This is a genomic window from Chloroflexus islandicus, assembly GCF_001650695.1.
In the GTDB taxonomy this organism is placed as follows: domain Bacteria; phylum Chloroflexota; class Chloroflexia; order Chloroflexales; family Chloroflexaceae; genus Chloroflexus; species Chloroflexus islandicus.
Map to the genome: position 1 here is coordinate 12,979 of NZ_LWQS01000078.1, position 16,079 is coordinate 29,057.

The window sequence follows — 16,079 nt, forward strand, 5'->3', positions numbered from 1 at the left end:
TGTATCAATGAGCATGCCGGTATGGACGAGATCGCCCGCTTTTTGCGCTCTTACCCCCCGTTCGATCGTCTGCCCGATCATGTCGTTCACCAAATTGCCGGTGAGTTGCAGATTGAGTTTGTTCGCGCTGGCCAGACCATCCTCACCCGTGGCGGCGAGCCGGCCCAGTTTTTGTACATTGTGTGCAAGGGTTCGGTCGATCTGCTGCGCAGTGGCGATCAGGTGGTCGATACCCTTGGCCCCGGCGAAGCTTTCGGCCATCCATCCCTCATCCGCGGCCAGCCGCCGCTGGTGACGGTGCGCGCTCATACTGATACCCTGCTCTATTTGTTGCCGGGGGCGATTTTTCATCGCTTGCGCGCCGAACAGCCCCAGTTCGCCGCGTTTTTTGCCGCTTCGGTGATCGAACGGCTGGGGTATGCGATCCAGTCGCGCCAAGCTGAGTCGAACCCGGCCCTGTTCCAAACCCGCCTGCGCGATTTGATCGCCCGCCCGCCGGTGTTTATCAGCGCCGATGCGACGGTGGGTGATGCCGCCCGCTTGATGCGCGCCGAGCGGATTTCGTCACTGATCGTTGATCAACAGCCGCCCGGCATTATTACCGACCGCGATCTGCGTAATCGGGTGCTCGCCGAAGGTTTGCCCGATACGACGCTGGTGCGGCAGGTGATGAGCGCGCCGGCGACTTCTATTTCGGCTGATGCGCTGGCCTTCGAGGGTTTGTTGCTCATGCTCGAACGAGGTATTCACCATTTGCCGCTGGTTGATCACGATCGCGTGATCGGCTTAGTGACCCATACCGATATTTTGCGCCGCCAAAGCAATAGCCCGCTCTTTTTGCCGCGCCTGTTGCAACGGGCGACGTCATTGGCCGATCTGCGCCGCTATACCGATCAGGTGGCCGATGCGGTCAATACGCTGATGGCTGCCGGCGCGCGTGTCAGCGATATTGGCCGTGTGGTGGCGGTGGCCCACGATGCCTTGTTGCAACGGTTGCTGCACGATGCTGAAGCCGAGTTGGGGCCGCCTCCCGTACCCTACGCATGGTTGGTGCTCGGTTCGGAAGGGCGCTACGAGCAGACCTTGCGCACCGATCAAGATAATGCACTGGTGTACGATGATGAAGCCTCGCCGGAAGCGGTGCGCTATTTTGAACGGTTGGCCGAATTGGTGGTGGGGTGGCTGGTCGAGTGCGGCTTCCCCCGTTGCCCCGGCAATGTGATGGCCTCCAATCCCGAATGGCGCCAGCCGCTCTCTGTCTGGCAACGCTACTTCCGGCGCTGGATCGAAGTGCCCGATGAGGAGTCGTTGCTGCGCACGGCGATCTTTTTCGATTATCGCCAAGTCTACGGCGCCTTGCCGGCTGAGCCGATCTTGCGCACGATTACCCAACATGCCGCCGAACATCGCATCTTTATGGCTCGCCTTGCCCGCGCCGCCCTCCGCCAACCTGCGCCGCTGACCTTCTTCCGCCAAGTGGCGCTCGAACGGCGTGGCGAACAGCGCGATCTGCTCGATCTGAAGCTGCGCGGCACGGCGATGGTGGTGGATATTGCCCGTCTGTTTGGGCTGGAAGCGCGTAGTAACGAGACCAATACGATCGCGCGTTTGCGCGCAGCGATGGCCGCCGGTGTGTTGAGCCGCGAAGACGGCGATAATCTGATTAGCGCGTTTGAGCTGCTCTCGACCCTGCGCTTGCAACACCAGCAACAGCAGATTGCGCAGGGGCTGCCGCCTGATAATCTCGTCAATTTCCACCAGCTTGGCCCGCGCGAACGGCGCGAGATCAAAGAGTCATTGCAGGCGATCGCTTCGGTGCAGCGCGGGGTGGCGCTCATGTTCCAGACCGATCGGTTGGCGTGACGCCGGCACGGGAGAGACTATGCTTTCGTTTTGGTCACGCCTCTTTCAGCGCACGCCTCCCGCCGATTTTGTGCGGGCCTACGAAGCCTTCCCTGAGCCTGACCGGCGCTTGCCGTGGCGGGAAGTGCCGTACACGGTGATCGATGTCGAAACCACTGGCCTCGATCCCCGCCACGATGCGCTGATCGCGATTGGCGCCGTCAATGTTGAGAATGGGCGCGTCTTGCTGAAACAGACGTGGTATTCGCTTATTCGCCCGCCACCCGATCGTGAGCCAAGCGTTGAGAGCATTCGTGTCCATCACCTCACCCCGGAAGAGTTGCGCGATGCGCCGCCGCCGGAAGCGGTGCTTGCCGAGCTGTTACAGCGGATTGCCGGGAGAGTGCTGGTGGTGCATGTGGCCGAAATTGATGTGCGTTTCATCAACGCGGCGCTCAAACCGTTTGGCGGACGCTTGCGCCGGCCGATTCTCGATACGGCCCGCTTGGCGATGACCCTCCACCTCAATGCGCAATGGCTCGGTGAGCAGTCACGAGATATGCCGGCGCCGGCCATCGAGTTGCGCGGGTTGGTGAACGCGCTAGGGTTGCCGATCTATGCCCAACACAATGCGCTCAACGATGCGGTGACCACCGCGCAGTTGTTTATTGCCCAAGCGACCTTGTTGGCCGATCAAGGGCGCAATAATTTGGCCGGTTTGATCCGGGCCGGCGGGGTGTAGGGGCACAGCGCCGCTGTGCCCCTACACCCCGCTGGCTGCTGTTCCCCTCTCCCTCATAGCTCCCTGCAACTATTGACAAGTCTGCTATTATACCGGTAAGCCGCTACACCCTCTTGACAGGTGATTAAATCTGTGTTAATCTATAAATCGAATTAGTAATTCGTTTTACCAAAGTCAATCGATACGGTCAATGGACGACCAATCTCGCTCAAAACGTAACCGCCCGCCGTCGATGTACGACGTCGCCCGGCTGGCTGGCGTGTCGCAGACCACGGTCTCGTTTGTGGTCAATAACGTCACGAGCGCCGCCATCAGCCAAGAGACGCGCGACCGGGTTTGGGCCGCAATTCATGCCCTTGGCTGGCGGCCTAACGCCATGGCGCGCAGTTTGCGCACTCGCCACTCGCAAACGTTGGGGTTGATCTCTGACGAGGTGGTGACGTCGCCCTACGCTGTGCGCATTATTCTCGGCGCGCAAGAGGCGGCGTGGGCAGGGCAACAGATGTTGTTGGTGGTCAATACCAGCGGCCAGCGTGATATCGAGCAGACGGCGCTGCAATTTATGTTGGAACGGCGGGTGGAGGGTTTGATGTATGCGGCGATGTACCATCACGAAGTGACGCCACCGCCGGAATTGACGCAGGCGCCAGTGGTGCTGGTCAATTGTTTTGTCGCCGACCGGTCGTTGCCGGCGATTGTGCCCGATGAGGTGCAGGGTGGCTATACCGCAACCGAGGCGCTGATTCGGCGTGGCCATCGCCGGATCGCGTTCATTAACGAGATTATTCCGATGCCGGCCCTGTTTGGCCGTCTCGAAGGCTACCGGCAGGCGCTAGCCGCTTATGGCTTGCCGTTTGACCCGGCGTTGGTGCAGAGTTGCCATTCCAATGCCCACGATGCCTTTGCCGCCGCTCTCGCTCTGCTTGAGCGCGACGATCGCCCGACGGCAATCTTTTGCTTTAACGACAAGATGGCGATGGGAGCCTACGATGCCATCAAGCGGCTTGGCTTGCGTATCCCGCACGATGTGGCTGTGATCGGGTTCGATAACCTCGAATTGATCGCTGCGCAGCTCTATCCGCCGCTGACCACCGTTGAGCTGCCCCATTACGAGATGGGCCGCCGTGCGGTTGAATTGTTGCAGACGTTGCCCGCCGGCGAGAGTCTGCCGCCTGTTCAGCATTATCTTCCCTGCCCGTTGATCGAACGGGAGTCGATCTAGCTGGTTGTGTGGCGTTGAATGGCAACGCTTGCGCTGATAGAAAGGAGGTGGGGTTAGCGCAGGAGCTAGGGGGTAGTTTGGCAACGAAGAGGGGGTAGGCCGTGTGTAAGCAGTCATTGCTTACACTGAGCGTCTCTGGGCAAGCATTGTTTGCCAGTGAGCCGCTTGCCTTGCCACGACACGCAAGGCCTCGTTGCCAAACGATGTGATCTTATCGTCAAAGTTGACTTGCATCCAGCAGAAGGAGTGAGAACGATGCGGCGTTCGCGATTGGTCATGGTTATTTCATTAATGGTTGCGGTGAGCTTTGTGCTAGCCGCTTGCGGCGGTGGCGGCGGTTCGACCCAACCCAGCGGCTCGACTGGCCAAACCGGTGGTGAAAAGAAGCGGGTGACGATCCTCGGTGCGTTTGGCGGTGGCGAAGCCGATGCCTTTGAAGAGGTGATCAAGGTCTTCGAGGCGGCGAATCCCGATATTGATGTCGTCTACACTGGTGTCAATGACTTCGATACCCAGATTGTCGTGCGGGTGCAGGCTGGTGATCCGCCGGATATTGCCGGCTTCCCGCAGCCGGGTGGCGCGGCCCGCTTGGCTGCCGAAGGCAATCTGGTGCCATTGTGGCCGGAAGTGTTGTCTTTGATCGACCAGAACTATGCGCCGTTCTGGAAAGAGCTGGGTACGTTTGGCGGGACTCCCTATGGCGTTTTCCACCGTGTCAATGCCAAGGGCTTTATCTGGTACAACAAGCCGGCCTTTGAGGCGGCTGGCTATAAGGTTCCCACAACGTGGGATGAGTTGACGGCATTGACCGAGCAGATGAAGGCCAACGGCCATACGCCGTGGTGCGAAGGGATTGAGTCGGGCGCGGCGACCGGTTGGAAGGGCACCGACTGGATCGAGAACATTATGCTGCGCACTCAGCCGACCGATGTTTACGATCGCTGGATTGCCGGTGAAGTGGCCTTTAGCTCGCCCGAAGTCAAGCGCGCCTTCGAGATCTTGGGCAATGTCTGGTTCACCGATGGCAATGTCTACGGTGGCCGCCAGTCGATCGTGTTGACCAACTTCGGCGACGCAGCAACCTTCCTCTTCACCGATCCGCCGAACTGCTGGCTGCACATGCAAGGCAGCTTCGTCACCAACTTCTTCCAAGAGTCGGTGCGGGCCGACCTCGATAACAAGGTTGGTCTGTTTGTGATGCCGCCGATTGACCCGAACGTCACCCCGGCGCTGGAAGTGGGTGGTGATGTGTTCGTGGTGCTCAAGGGCCGTGACCGGCCAGAAGTGCGCAAGTTTATGGAGTTCATGGCGACCGGCGCTTCGGCGACGCCGTGGGCCCGTCTCGGTGGCGGTATCTTCCCGCACAAGGATCAGGATCTGAGCGTCTATCCGACCTCGATTGAACGGCAGGTCGCCGAAGCGATCCTTGCTGCGCAAGCTGCCCGCTTCGACGCCTCCGATGCCATGCCGGCAGCCGTCAATGCTGCCTTCTGGAAAGGTGTGACCGACTGGGCGAGCGGCAATCGCACGCTGGATGCGGCCTTGGCCGAGATTGATGCGGCGTATAAGCAATAGGCGGTTGCGCTGATCGTTGCAACTGTGGGGCGGTAGGGCAGGGTGCTGCTCTGCCCTATCCGTAAATCCCTGCTGTGGCAGCCAACGATGCCTGCGCGGGAACGGCTGGCCAACTGGCAACCTACCGGAAAACGGGCTTCAGCAATTGGCGGGATGGCGGGCACAAACCCGCTCGCCGCTGCCCCGCTCACGAACGTTCACCGGCAACGTGGCCACTCAAGGAGGATTTCTGATGCGCCCAACACGTGAGATTTCCCGATCCCCTGAGCCAAGCGGTATTGGCGCTTTTCTCTCGACGACGCTTGGCCGTCTGCTGGTTTCGATCTTTGTGCCGGCGATCACCTTTCTGGTGCTCTATCAGGTCTTTATCTTTCTGCGTGACACGCAGATCCCGCAGTGGATTACGGCGATCATTGCGATTCTGTGGGGTGTCGGCGGCGTGTTGGCGCTCTTTACCCTCTCGAACTATTTGATCGAACAGTTGGGGCCAACGTGGCGGCGGCGCTTGATTCCCTTTGTCTTCGTCGGGCCGGCGCTGGCCATCTTGACGTGGTATCTTGTGTTGCCGACGATCCGTTCCTTTATCGCCAGCCTCTACGATGCCCGCGGGATCAATTTTGTCGGCTTGGATAACTATATCTACGCTTTTACCAGCCAAGAGATGTTGCAGTCGTACCGCAACAACTTTCTCTTCTGGATGATCTTCGGCACCGGTATGAGCGTGGGTTTTGGCCTCTTGATTGCCGTGCTGGTGGATCGCACCCATCCCGTGTTTGAGACCGTCTGCAAGGCGCTGATCTTTATGCCGATGGTAATTTCGGGTGTGGGTGCCTCGGTGATCTGGAAGTTTATCTACGAGTATCGCCCGACCGGTTCAACCCAGATCGGTCTGCTCAATGGCATCATCACTGCGCTGGGGTTTGAGTCGCAGGGTTGGTTGTTGATGCAGCCGTGGAATAACCTCTTCCTTGTGATCATTATGGTCTGGTTGCAGACCGGTTATTCGATGGTGATTCTCTCGGCGGCCATTAAGGGTATTCCTTCTGATCTGCTCGAAGCGGGCCGGATCGACGGCGCCAACGAGTTTCAAATCTTCCGCAGCATTATCTTGCCGTCAATTCAGGGCACGCTCATTACCGTCACCACGACCATTATCCTCTTCACCCTCAAGATCTTCGATATCGTCCAGTCGATGACCGGCGGCAACTTCGGCACGCAGGTGATCGCAAACGTGCAGTTCGTCCAGCTCTTCCGGCAGGTGAATAACGGGCGCGCGGCTGCCATCGCCATCATTTTGCTCTTGGCGGTGTTGCCGGTGATGTACTACAACCTGCGCCAGTTTAACAAGCAGACGGAGGCCTTCCGATGACCAGCACTACTCTTGCTGCGCCGCGCCAGCGCCGCCGGTTTCGCATCGGCCACATCATGGTCTATGTGGTGATGATCCTGATCACCGTGCTCTGGATTACTCCCACCATTGGCTTGCTGGTCAGCTCGTTCCGTCCGGCTGATGATGTTAAGACCAGTGGCTGGTGGACGGTGGTGACGAACCCGGAGAACGCGCGCTTTACGCTCAATAATTATCGGATTGTGCTCGGCATTCCGTTGCCCGATCGCCCGGTCACAAGCGGGACGCGGGTGGGCATGGAGGTGGCGCTGATCAATACCTTGACGGTGGCCTTGCCAGCGACGATTATCCCGATCTTGATCGCTGCCTTTGCCGCCTACGGCTTTGCGTGGATCGACTTTCCCGGCCGGCGGCCATTGTTTATCCTCGTGGTGGCGATGCTGGTCGTGCCGCTGCAAATCTCGCTGGTGCCAATCTTGCGCGACTATGTGGCGTTGGGGTTGGGCGGCACCTATCTCGGCGTCTGGCTGGCGCACACCGGCTTCGGTCTGCCGCTTGCAGTCTATCTGCTCTACAACTACATCAGCACCATTCCGCGCGATATCTTCGAGTCGGCCTTTCTCGACGGCGCAACCCACTTTACCATCTTCACCCGCCTGATTCTGCCGCTCTCGATGCCGGCGCTGGCTAGCTTCGCCATCTTCCAATTCCTCTGGACGTGGAATGACCTGTTGGTGGCGTTGGTCTTCCTCGGCGCCGAGCCACGAGTACAGGTGGTGACGCAGCGGCTGCTCAGCTTGCTTGGCCAGTTTGGCCAAGAGTGGCATTTGCTCACCTCCGGCGCGTTTATTTCGATGATCGTGCCGCTGATCGTCTTCTTCTCGTTGCAGCGCTTCTTTGTGCGCGGTCTGATGGCCGGTTCGGTGAAGGGGTAAATTAGCCTCACTAACATCATACTGCGACATTAGCTAGGAGGCCGGCACAGGTTGCGTATGGAGTGCGGCAGTTTTACTGCCGTATACCACGCTCGCAATGTGGTATGGAGTGCGGCAGTTTCACTGCCGCATACCACGCTCGCAATGTGGTATGGAGTGCGGCAGTTTCACTGCCGCATGCCCCGCTCGCAATGTGGTATGGAGTGCGGCAGTTTCACTGCCGCATGCCCCGCTCGCAATATGGAGTGCGGCAGTTTCACTGCCGCGTGCTGCGATGTTACGATTTCTTTGCTGAAAGAGAACGGTATGACCAGCGACCCGCATCGCCCCCGCTACCACTTTTTGCCGCCGGCCAACTGGATGAATGACCCCAACGGCCTGATCCAGTGGGGCGAGACGTTTCACCTGTTTTACCAGTACAATCCCGCTGGAGCGTACCATCGCAATATCCACTGGGGGCATGCGACGAGCGCCGATCTGTTGTACTGGCAACACCAGCCGGTTGCACTCGCCCCCACGCCGGGAGGGCCTGATGCCGATGGCTGCTGGTCGGGGTGTGCGGTCAATGACTATGGCACGCCAACCGTGATCTACACCGGTTTTCGTCTGCCTGAAGTGCAAACCCCCTGTCTGGCGGTGAGCCACGATGGCTTGCTGACGTGGCAAAAATGGCCGGAGCCGATTATCTCTGCGCCGCCGCCTGATCTCGATCTACTCGGTTTTCGCGATCATACGGTCTGGCGCGAAGATGGCCGGTGGGCGATGCTGATTGGCGCCGGCATTCGCGGTCAAGGCGGTACGGTGCTGTTGTACCGGTCGGATGATCTGCGCCGCTGGGAATACGGCGGGCCGCTGGTGATCGGTGATGCTGGCCAGTTCGATCCAGTCTGGACAGGCACGCTCTGGGAGTGCCCGGATTTTTTTGCCGTGAATGGCGATCACGTGCTGATCTGTTCGGTGTGGGATCAGCGCCCGTATTACACCATCGCGATGCGCGGTGAATATCGTGATGGCCGGTTTACGCCATCCCTGACCCACAAGCTGGATTACGGCGATGCCCATTTTTACGCGCCGCAGACGATGCCGATCCGCGATGGTCGCCGGATCATGTTTGGCTGGGTGATGGAGGGACGGAGCGAGGCGGCGGTGTTGGCTGCCGGTTGGGCCGGGGTGATGTCGTTGCCGCGCGAGGTGCGGCTGGCGAATGATGGGCAGGTGGTAGCGTTGCCGATTGCCGAAGTGCGGCAATTGCGCGGAGCGGAACAGCAGGTGGCTCCCGGCCCGATTATGCCCGGCGCGCCGCAGTGGATGCCGATCCGTGGCGCGCATCTTGAGCTAGAGGTGATCATGCTGCCACCGCCGCACGGTGTGGCCAGCGTGTGGCTGCGCGCCAGCCCTGACGGGGCCGAAGCGACGATGTTGCGCTACGATCGCGCCGCCGCCACCCTCACCCTCGACCGTAGCCGTTCGAGTCTGAGCCATGAGGTTTGGCGCGACTCGCACCATGCCCCCTTGCCGCTGGCTCCCGGCGAGCCGTTGCGGCTGCGCATCTTTCTCGATGGTTCGCTGATCGAGGTCTTCGCCAATGACCGCCGCTCGATCACCAGCCGCATCTATCCGAGCCGGCCTGATAGCGATGGGGTTGCCGTGCAAGCCGCCGGCAACCCCGCTGAACTGGTGACGATGCGCGCATGGGAGATGGCCGATATTTGGGCGTGACGCGCCTGCGCCACGCCCGTTCAGCCTAAAACTCCCACCACACCCAATGGTACGAGGTGACCGGCAATGGTCGCGGCGGCATCGCCGTGCCCGGTTTGGGCAATTTGTCGTTTAGCGGATTGATGGTATTGCTGCGGGCATAGATATAGGCCGGCTTGCCAGCGTTCATATCAAACGCCGTCTTGACCCATGCCTGCGCGATCGTCAACTGTGCCCACGGGTAGTCAACGCCAAAGAATGACGGCATCTGCATATTCACCACCCAGTTGCCGCCAAAGGCGACATCTTTCATGTTGCTGTTGAAGCCGAGCAGCATGTGCGCGCCTTGGAAGGCGTTGAACCACTTGCGGATCGGTTCGTTGCCCGGCGTATAACCTTGCACCCGCAGCGTCTGGCACGAGGCAAACCCAACCCAGCGCAGATTTTGATAGCGGGCCTTAGTGCCGTCAAACCACGTGCTGTCTTTGTTCGAGGTCATCACGATGCTGCCGGCGCCGCCGTGTCCGGCGTAGTAGACGAAGGCCGCCCGATCGACGCCGTTTGTGCTGTCAATCCCGCCCAAACTCACGTCGCGCCAGTCGCGTTCCCACGCGTTCGCGTTTGCCCAGAAGAAGCGTTGCGTGTAGCCGTTCAATATCATCCCGATCCGAAAACCATTCACATCCGGGATTACTCCCGGTAAGTCAGAGCCGCCCGGCCCGTAGGGTTGGTAGTCCCAGTTGCCTTCAACGCCGAACGAGTAGGTGGTGGCTTGGGCTAGCTCAGCCGCCGGTAGTGCCGCCGTGCTGCCGCCGCTGCGGATGATCGTCGGCACGTAGACAAAGCGGTAATCGGGTGTGACGCTGACGCTAGCTTCGCGCTGCACGCCGTTGGCGTCGGTCACGCGCAAGATGATCGTCACCACATCCGGCGTCGTTTCGCGTAGTGCCGCCGGTAAGGCGGTCGAACGGCTGACTGAGCCGGGTGCGTTGAGCGTGGTTGGACTACCGAGCGGGGTCTCGTCACCGAGCAGCCATTGGTAGGTGTAGGGCGCGGTGCCATCGGCAATCGTACCGGTGAGCGTGATTGTACCGTTAATTGGGAAGGAGCTGCCGTTGGCCGGCGCGGTAATAGTGACAGTCGGGCTCAGACTGCCCGCTCCGCTTGCCATCAGCGGCGTCGAGAACGAGCGCAGCACGATCACATCACCGTTGGGCAGTGTCACCGTGATGTCTTCAAACATCGCTTCCGGTTCGAGGAAGGTCTGCTCGAACGAAGCATCATCAACCATATACGTCAGCACCGGATCGGGGACAGTAACGTTGGTCGCATCGGGGTACGATGCGCGCACCAGCGCCTCGACCTCACTGCGCACATCGCTCAAATTGCGCACCGGCACCGTACCGCTAAACTCCAGCGTGCGCCCAAAGAAGGGCATAGCTATCCCGGCGAGACCGGGAACGCTACTGTCGAGCGAGTCGTTCAGATTGGGTAAAACAATCGTATCCGTACTGGTGAAGAGTAATGAAATATGCCCGCCAGCGCCGCCGATCGGGATAAATTGCTCGCCATTGACAAACCCAAACGGCACTTCTACCACCACACCAACGATCGATTCGGTCGTTTGCCCTAATCCGGGGCCGCTTACTGTGGCTTGGGCGGCGCGAATCAGAGTGGTGCGGCCAAAATCTTTGGTCGCGTTGCATGTGCCCGGAATGAGCGGCAATCGCGCCGGGTAGTTGCTTTGGCCGTTGTTGGCGAGGATGCCATCACGGCCGACAAAATTGTTGTTGGTGAGGAATTGGCACGCCAATCGCTTCGCTACTTCCGCATCAACTGCACCGGCAGGCGTTTCTCGCCCTAGCCCGTCAAGGTCATACGCAAAGAAACCGCCTGACGCCTCGTACTGGGTGAGCACCGTGCGGTTTTGTTCATTCAACCGGAAAAACCGGCTCTTGCCCCGAAACTCGTCTTGCCCCGCCGGCGCGGCGCGGCCAATGCCTTCCAGTGCTCCTCCCAACTGTTGGGTGGTATCATTGCTGGCCGGGGGCTTGGTGAGGCGAAAGACCGGTAAACGCACCTGTGATTGCGCCGGCGCCGGTGTAGCCGGCCAGAGCGCGACGCACATCATCCCGATGACGAACAACGCCAACCACATCCGCGCACGAACAACCCTGTTCATTGCGACCCCTCCTCTGCATTCGCGAATCCATGACCTGAAGCGATATGCAAAGAGAGAAAAGTGGTGGCGCGTTTCAGGTTTTCATGATCTTAAACGGAGATCCCAACAGAAATAATCACCCATTGGTACCGGATTATGCTGCAATTGTGCGGGCCGGTGTGGGCAAGGTCGTACCTTGCCGCCACTCCCCGCAGCGATCTTCGCCTTGAAGGAACCTGATACCGGTCGGTGGCAGCCGATAAAGACGCATCGTCGTGCGCTTTACCGGTGGCCTGATCCCATGCTCTGCCGGCGAATTTGGTATAATTCCAGTACTGCATCCACCTTTTGCACGGTTTGTGCAACAAATCACAACATTGTGACAGTTCGTGCTATAATCGCTCTACCACAACATGGAATGGCCTTCCGTTGCAGAGGTCAGCCGAAGGAGATGAACGATGGCCAACAGTTTTGGCGCTCGCTCGACCTTGACGGTCGGTGGCCGCACCTATGAAATCTACCGTCTTGACGCTCTCGCCAACCACGGCGTCAATCTCGCCCGCTTGCCCTACTCGCTGCGTATCCTGCTCGAAAATCTGCTTCGCCACGAAGATGGCCGCACCGTAACCGCCGACGATATTCTGGCGCTGGCCAATTGGCAGCCCCAAGCCGAACCCGACCGCGAAGTGGCCTTTATGCCGGCCCGCGTCATTTTGCAAGACTTTACCGGCGTGCCGTGCGTGGTCGATCTGGCGGCGATGCGCGATGCCATGGCCGAGTTGGGTGGCGATCCGCGCCGGATTAATCCGCTGCAGCCGGTTGAATTGGTGATCGACCACTCGGTGCAGGTCGATGCCTATGGCTCGGAAGCGGCGCTGCTGATCAATAAAGACCTTGAGTTCCAGCGTAATGTCGAGCGGTATGCGTTCTTGCGCTGGGGCCAGACTGCGTTCGATAATTTCAAAGTTGTGCCTCCCGGCAACGGGATTGTGCATCAGGTCAACCTTGAGTATCTGGCCCGCGTGGTCTTTACCAGCGACGAGAATCCGCGCGCGAGCGGGCCGGTGCAGGCGTACCCCGATACGTTGGTCGGCACCGACTCGCACACCACGATGATCAATGGTCTCGGTGTGTTAGGCTGGGGTGTCGGTGGCATTGAAGCCGAGGCAGCGATGCTCGGCCAGCCGCTGTCGATGCTGATCCCGCAGGTGGTCGGCTTTAAGCTGACTGGCCGGCTGCGCGAGGGGGCAACGGCGACCGATCTCGTGTTGACCGTGACCCAGATGTTGCGCAAGTTGGGGGTGGTCGGCAAGTTTGTCGAGTTCTTTGGCCCCGGCTTGGCCGGCCTGCCGCTGGCCGACCGCGCCACGATCGCCAATATGGCCCCTGAATACGGCGCAACCTGCGGTATCTTCCCGGTTGACGAAGAGACGCTGCGCTACCTGCGCTTCTCTGGTCGCAGCGAAGAGCGGGTGGCGCTGGTCGAGGCCTACTTCAAAGCGCAGGGTCTCTTCCACGATGAGCATACCCCCGAAGCCGAGTATTCGACCGTGCTTGAGCTGGATCTGAGCACAGTTGAGCCAAGCGTGGCTGGCCCCAAGCGGCCTGAAGGCCGGGTGCCGCTCACCGAAGTCAACCGCACCTTCCACATGGCCGTGCCGGCGATTATCAACCCGTCTCAGCCTGATACGGCTCTTTCCGCGGCCGATTTCGCCGCTACCGCGGTCGAGGTTCCCGGCGCTGGCTACAAGCTGCACCACGGTTCGGTCGTGATCGCCGCCATTACCTCCTGCACCAACACCTCCAACCCGTCGGTGATGGTGGCTGCCGGCCTGCTGGCCAAAAAGGCGGTCGAAGCCGGCTTGACCGTCAAGCCGTGGGTCAAGACCTCGCTCGCCCCCGGCTCGAAGGTGGTGACCGAGTATCTGGCCAATGCTGGTCTGTTGCCCTACCTCGAAGCATTGCGCTTCCACGTGGTCGGCTATGGTTGCACGACCTGCATCGGCAACTCTGGCCCGCTGGCGCCGGAGATCAGCCAGACGATCGATCAGTCGGGCTTGGTCGCGGTGTCGGTGCTCTCCGGCAACCGCAACTTCGAGGGCCGCGTGCAGCAAGATGTCAAGGCCAATTATCTGATGTCGCCGCCGTTGGTGGTGGCTTACGCCATCGCTGGCCGGATCGATATCGATCTAGATAAAGAACCGCTGGGGATTGGCAAGGATGGCCAGCCGGTCTATCTGCGCGACATCTGGCCGTCGCAGGCTGAAGTGCATCAAACGATCGAGACGGCGATCCAATCTGAGATGTACCGCCGTTCGTATGCTAGCGTCTTTGTCGGCGACGAGCGGTGGGAGAACATTCCAGTGCCGGCTGGCGATCGCTTCGCGTGGGATCCGGCTAGCACCTACGTCCGCCGACCGCCCTACTTCGATCAGATGAGCCCAACCCCGCCTGAGCGGGTAGCCGAGATTCATGGTGCGCGGGTGTTGGCGTTGCTGGGTGATAGCATCACCACCGACCACATCAGCCCCGCCGGCAGCATCAAGATCAACTCGCCCGCCGGCAAGTATCTGATCGAGCACGGCGTTGCCCCGGCTGATTTCAACAGCTACGGCGCGCGCCGCGGCAACCACGAGGTGATGGTGCGCGGCACCTTCGCCAACATCCGCCTGCGGAATAAGCTGGCGCCCGGTACTGAGGGCGGTTTCACCACCTATCTGCCCACCGGCGAAGTGATGTCCATCTACGACGCGGCGATGCGCTATCAAGCCGATGGCACGCCGCTGATCGTAATTGCCGGCAAGGAGTACGGCAACGGCTCGTCCCGCGACTGGGCCGCCAAAGGCCCCTACTTGCAAGGGGTGAAGGCCGTGATCGCCGAGAGCTTCGAGCGCATCCACCGCTCGAATCTGGTCGGGATGGGAATCGTGCCGCTCCAGTTTATGCCCGGCGAGAGCGCAGCCAGCCTCGGCCTCACCGGCCACGAGGTCTACGATGTGATCGGTCTGGCCGATGCGATTGCCAGCGGCTTCGCCAATGGCCGTATCCTCACCGTGCGCGCCACTGCCGCCGATGGTACGGTGCGCGAGTTCCAGACCCGTGCTCGGATTGATACGCCGCAAGAAGTCGAGTACTATCGCCACGGCGGTATTTTGCAGTACGTGTTGCGCCAGTTGCTGGCTGAAGATCGCCAAGACTAAGCTCACCGCACAGCAGTGCTCCCACCTCTCACCCCTCCCCCAGCGGGGGGAGGCTGGGAGGGGGCACTCCAACGCCGTCCAGCGAGCCGAGGCGCAAAGGAGCGCGGAGGTGTGTGAGTGATCATCCTCTGCGTCCTCTGCGCCCTTGCGGTAAATATGCAGCCCCCACCCCTCACCCCTCCCCCGCTGGGGGAGGGGCGCACCTTCACCCCCAGCCCCGCTCCCACTGGCGCGGGAGAGGAGCGCTTGCTCCTCCCCCCAGCGGGGGGAGGCTGGGAGGGGGGCACAGATTGCCGCCACGACTTCTTGGGTGCCCCCACCCCTCACCCCTCCCCCGCTGGGGGAGGGGCGCACCCTCACCCCCAGCCCCGCTCCCACTGGTGCGGGAGAGGGGCGCTTGCTCCTCCCCCCAGCGGGGGGAGGCTGGGAGGGGGGCACTCCAACGCCGCAAAGGAAGCCAAAGCGCAGTGGAGTATAATGCAAAGGCGCAAAGGACGCCAGATGGTGATCACCCTCCGCGCCCCCTGCGCCCTCTGCGGTAAAAAAACCTCCCGCCTCTCGGCGAACGCCTTACCCCTCTAGCAGCAACGCTTCCGGATCCTCAATCAACTCCTTCACCTTGACGAGGAAGCGCACCGCGGTGCTACCGTCGATCAGGCGGTGATCGTAGCTCAGAGCGACGTACATCATCGGGCGGATGACGATTTGGCCGCCAACGACCACCGGCCGCTCTTCGATCTTGTGCATGCCGAGAATGCCTACCTGCGGCGCATTGAGGATTGGCGTGCTCATCAACGACCCATACACGCCGCCGTTCGTGATCGTGAACGTGCCCCCCTGCAACTCGGCAAGGCTCAGCGTGCCCTCGCGCGCCTTCTTGGCCAGTTGCGCAATCTCGCGCTCGATCTGGGCAAAGGTCTTGCGATCGGCGTCGCGCACTACTGGCACCACCAAACCCTCATCAACCCCAACCGCGATGCCGATGTCGTAGTAGTACTTGATCACGACCTCGTCGCCTTGGATTTCGGCGTTAACGATTGGGAAGGCTTTGAGCGCGCCAACCACCGCTTTAGTGAAGAACGACATAAAGCCGAGGCCAATGCCGTGCCGCTCTTTGAACGAGTCTTTGTGACGTGCGCGCAACGCCATCACCGCGCTCATATCAATCTCGTTAAAGGTGGTGAGCATCGCGGCGGTATGTTGCGCCTCAACCAAACGGCGGGCAATAGTCTGGCGGCGGCGGCTCAGCCGTTGCCGTTCTTCGCGCCGGTCGCCGTTGGTCGAGAGCACCGGCGCGGGTGGCGCGGGAGGCGTGGGGGCGGGCCGCGGCGGGGGCGGCGGTGGTGTCGCCGGCGC

Annotated in this window: 10 protein-coding genes; 8 read left to right on the forward strand and 2 right to left on the reverse strand. The window is 60.7% G+C overall.

What is annotated here, in order from left to right:
- Nucleotides 1-21 precede the first annotated feature (21 nt).
- From A6A03_RS15480 to A6A03_RS15510, 7 genes are all read left to right on the forward strand, one after another.
- On the forward strand, nt 22-1,863 hold the full coding sequence (locus A6A03_RS15480; protein ID WP_066790081.1) for a DUF294 nucleotidyltransferase-like domain-containing protein: 1,842 nt from the start codon (nt 22-24) through the stop codon (nt 1,861-1,863).
- A 19-nt stretch (nt 1,864-1,882) separates the two neighbouring features.
- Nucleotides 1,883-2,584, forward strand: coding sequence for a 3'-5' exonuclease (locus tag A6A03_RS15485; RefSeq protein WP_066790083.1), 702 nt, complete (start codon nt 1,883-1,885; stop codon nt 2,582-2,584).
- 190 nt (nt 2,585-2,774) lie between these two features.
- Nucleotides 2,775-3,806, forward strand: a complete 1,032-nt coding sequence (locus A6A03_RS15490; protein ID WP_066790086.1) for a LacI family DNA-binding transcriptional regulator — start codon at nt 2,775-2,777, stop codon at nt 3,804-3,806.
- Nucleotides 3,807-4,061: 255 nt separating this feature from the next.
- Entirely contained in the window at nt 4,062-5,381 is a 1,320-nt protein-coding gene (locus tag A6A03_RS15495; protein ID WP_066790087.1) for an ABC transporter substrate-binding protein, read from the forward strand.
- Between the two features lie 232 nt (nt 5,382-5,613).
- Nucleotides 5,614-6,750, forward strand: a complete 1,137-nt coding sequence (locus tag A6A03_RS15500) for a carbohydrate ABC transporter permease (protein WP_066790090.1) — start codon at nt 5,614-5,616, stop codon at nt 6,748-6,750.
- Nucleotides 6,747-7,664 carry a carbohydrate ABC transporter permease gene (locus A6A03_RS15505; RefSeq protein WP_066790093.1) on the forward strand — a complete coding sequence of 306 codons (918 nt, stop codon included), beginning with the start codon at nt 6,747-6,749 and terminating at the stop codon, nt 7,662-7,664. Before A6A03_RS15500 ends, A6A03_RS15505 begins: the two co-directional genes overlap by 4 nt.
- A gap of 306 nt (nt 7,665-7,970) precedes the next feature.
- The gene (locus A6A03_RS15510) at nt 7,971-9,383 is read left to right on the forward strand and encodes a glycoside hydrolase family 32 protein (RefSeq protein ID WP_082908989.1); all 1,413 of its coding nucleotides are present in this window, start codon (nt 7,971-7,973) and stop codon (nt 9,381-9,383) included.
- Between the two features lie 25 nt (nt 9,384-9,408).
- On the opposite strand, the gene A6A03_RS15515 is transcribed toward A6A03_RS15510, so the two are convergent.
- The gene (locus A6A03_RS15515) at nt 9,409-11,544 is read right to left on the reverse strand and encodes a DUF6345 domain-containing protein (RefSeq protein WP_066790094.1); all 2,136 of its coding nucleotides are present in this window, start codon (nt 11,542-11,544) and stop codon (nt 9,409-9,411) included.
- Nucleotides 11,545-11,981: 437 nt separating this feature from the next.
- On the opposite strand from A6A03_RS15515, the gene acnA reads away from it, so the two are divergent.
- Complete coding sequence (gene acnA, locus A6A03_RS15520; protein WP_066790095.1) at nt 11,982-14,723, forward strand: aconitate hydratase AcnA; 2,742 nt, start codon at nt 11,982-11,984, stop codon at nt 14,721-14,723.
- 570 nt (nt 14,724-15,293) lie between these two features.
- On the opposite strand, the gene sucB is transcribed toward acnA, so the two are convergent.
- Nucleotides 15,294-16,079 (reverse strand): dihydrolipoyllysine-residue succinyltransferase (gene sucB, locus A6A03_RS15525; RefSeq protein ID WP_156525361.1); only part of this gene is annotated, 786 nt, incomplete at its 5' end.

What these genes read in the sequence shown, in the direction of transcription:
- acnA (WP_066790095.1), top strand. Translation starts at nt 11,982, where the DNA reads ATGGCCAACAGTTTTGGCGCTCGCTCGACCTTGACGGTCGGTGGCCGC.
- A6A03_RS15485 (WP_066790083.1), top strand. Translation starts at nt 1,883, where the DNA reads ATGCTTTCGTTTTGGTCACGCCTCTTTCAGCGCACGCCTCCCGCCGAT.
- A6A03_RS15490 (WP_066790086.1), top strand. Translation starts at nt 2,775, where the DNA reads ATGGACGACCAATCTCGCTCAAAACGTAACCGCCCGCCGTCGATGTAC.
- A6A03_RS15480 (WP_066790081.1), top strand. Translation starts at nt 22, where the DNA reads ATGGACGAGATCGCCCGCTTTTTGCGCTCTTACCCCCCGTTCGATCGT.
- A6A03_RS15495 (WP_066790087.1), top strand. Translation starts at nt 4,062, where the DNA reads ATGCGGCGTTCGCGATTGGTCATGGTTATTTCATTAATGGTTGCGGTG.
- A6A03_RS15515 (WP_066790094.1), bottom strand. Translation starts at nt 11,544, where the DNA reads ATGAACAGGGTTGTTCGTGCGCGGATGTGGTTGGCGTTGTTCGTCATC.
- A6A03_RS15500 (WP_066790090.1), top strand. Translation starts at nt 5,614, where the DNA reads ATGCGCCCAACACGTGAGATTTCCCGATCCCCTGAGCCAAGCGGTATT.
- A6A03_RS15510 (WP_082908989.1), top strand. Translation starts at nt 7,971, where the DNA reads ATGACCAGCGACCCGCATCGCCCCCGCTACCACTTTTTGCCGCCGGCC.
- A6A03_RS15505 (WP_066790093.1), top strand. Translation starts at nt 6,747, where the DNA reads ATGACCAGCACTACTCTTGCTGCGCCGCGCCAGCGCCGCCGGTTTCGC.